This window comes from Rhizobacter sp. P1_G5 (assembly GCF_056405435.1).
In genome coordinates this window covers 1-1,854 of record NZ_JBFUCB010000887.1, presented here as the reverse complement: position 1 = coordinate 1,854, position 1,854 = coordinate 1, and the positions used below count along the sequence as shown (strand labels likewise).

Annotated in this window: 1 protein-coding gene; it reads right to left on the bottom strand. The window is 70.5% G+C overall.

The features are described from left to right. A partial coding sequence (locus tag AC1D12_RS32350; protein ID WP_477845241.1) for a phosphoethanolamine transferase occupies nt 1-1,559 on the bottom strand: 1,559 nt, incomplete at its 3' end. Nucleotides 1,560-1,854 lie beyond the last annotated feature (295 nt).

Sequence of the window (1,854 nt, the reverse complement as noted above, 5' to 3'; positions counted from 1 at the left end):
GTCTTCGCCCGCATCAACCCCAGCACGCTCGGCACCAGGTTGTCGTGGCTCAACGCCACGTCGCGCTGCTTCTGCAGACACTGCATCGCGATCCCGGTCGCCGCCTCGGTCTGCGGCGCCAGCCACACCACCATCGGAACGTGCTTCTGCTCGCGCGGCGCGATGCCGTAGGGCAGGCCGTGCAGGTAGAGGTTGTTCTCGCCGAGCGATTCGCCGTGGTCCGACAGGTACAGCAGCGCCGGGTCGTAGGCCACCGCCTGCTTGCCAAGCCAGGCTATCGCCTGCGCCAGCACGCTGTCGGTGTAGGCGATCGAGTTGTCGTAGGCATTCAGCAGCTGTTGCCGCTCGCACTGCTGCAGAACGTTGGTCGTGCACTCCGGCATGAAGGGCTTGCGGCCCGGCGGCGAGCGCTTCGAGTAGGCCGGCCCGTGGCTGCCCATCTGGTGCAGCACCAGCACCACGCCACGGGCGCGTCGATCGGCCGGCAGCGCGGCCAGCCGCTGGTCGAGCCCGTGCAGCAAGGCCTCGTCCAGGCACTCGCCGCCGTCGCACAGCCCGGCCGGCATCGGCGCGGCACCGGCTGCGAGCCGGTACGCATCGTCGTGCGGCACGCGCTCGCACAACCCCTTGCAGCCGGCCTGGTTGTCCAGCCACAGCACCGCCAGCCCGGCCCGCTGCAGCACATCGAGCACGTTCTCGTAGTCCTGGTCACGCGATTCGTAGGCCTGCTTGCCCAGGTGCGAGAACATGCACGGCAGCGAGGTGGCCGTGCTGGTGCCGCACGACGTGACGTTGCTGAAGCTGACGACGCCCTGCGCCGCGAGGCCCGGCGTGGTGGCCCGCTCGTAGCCGTTCAGCGCGAAGTGATCGGCGCGCGCCGTCTCGCCGACCATCAGCGCCAGCAGCAGCGGCTTCGCGCCGGGCGCGGGCGGCGCAAGCGCCACGTCAGTGCCGATCGCGACCGGTGGTCCGGCCGGCCGCGCGTTGGCATCGTGCACCAGCATTCCGAGCGCATAGAACGAGTTCAGCGGATTGATCTTGTAGCGCAGCGTGTTGTGGGTGCGCATCGTCGACGCGAGGTCGGCGAACAGGGCGCCTGCCACGACCACCATCACGACCAGCGCCGCAACCAGCCCCAGCAGGTTGCGGCCGGCCTGTCGCCACAGGCCCGGCGCCTGCAGCGGCCGGCGCCACAGCCACGCGAGCGGCAGCACCGCGATCACGAGCACGCTCGCCGCCATGCGCAGGCTCAGCAGGTCGCGCGTCTCGCGCATGTCGGTCTGCAGCACGTTGGTCATCATCGTGCTGTCGATCACGACGTTGTAGGTGCCCATGAAATGCGCACCGAAGGCCGCCGCCAGCAGGAAGAGCCCGATCGCCGGCTTGATGCTCCAGCGCCAGGCCAGCAGCGTCAGCACGATGCTGGTGAGGCACGCGACGATCACGCCGAACGCGACGATGAAGAGCGTGCCGCGCGGGCCCTGCATCTCGGGCAGCGCCCGCAGCGACTGCCACAGCGGCCAGTTCGCGAGGGTGGCGATCCACACGCTCGCCAGCACGGCCAGCGTCAGAGGGTTCCAGGAGGTGGAGGAGGGGGGGAACAAAGCCCGGTTGCGGCCAAGGTGCATCCGCAAATTGTCGCAGCAGCAGGATGAGGCGAGGCTTAGGGCAAGGCCTCGATGCCACTGTCCGGGGGCCTCAGGGTGCGTCAGCGGGTGCGGCGGTTTCGGCCTCGGCGGGTGCCCCGCGCTCGCGCAGCGTCAGCGCGCCGGCCTGGCGGCCCGCGGCCTGGCCGAGCGCCGCGACGACGCTGCCGCCGTAGCGGCTGCGCAATGCCTCGACGCGCTCCTGCAG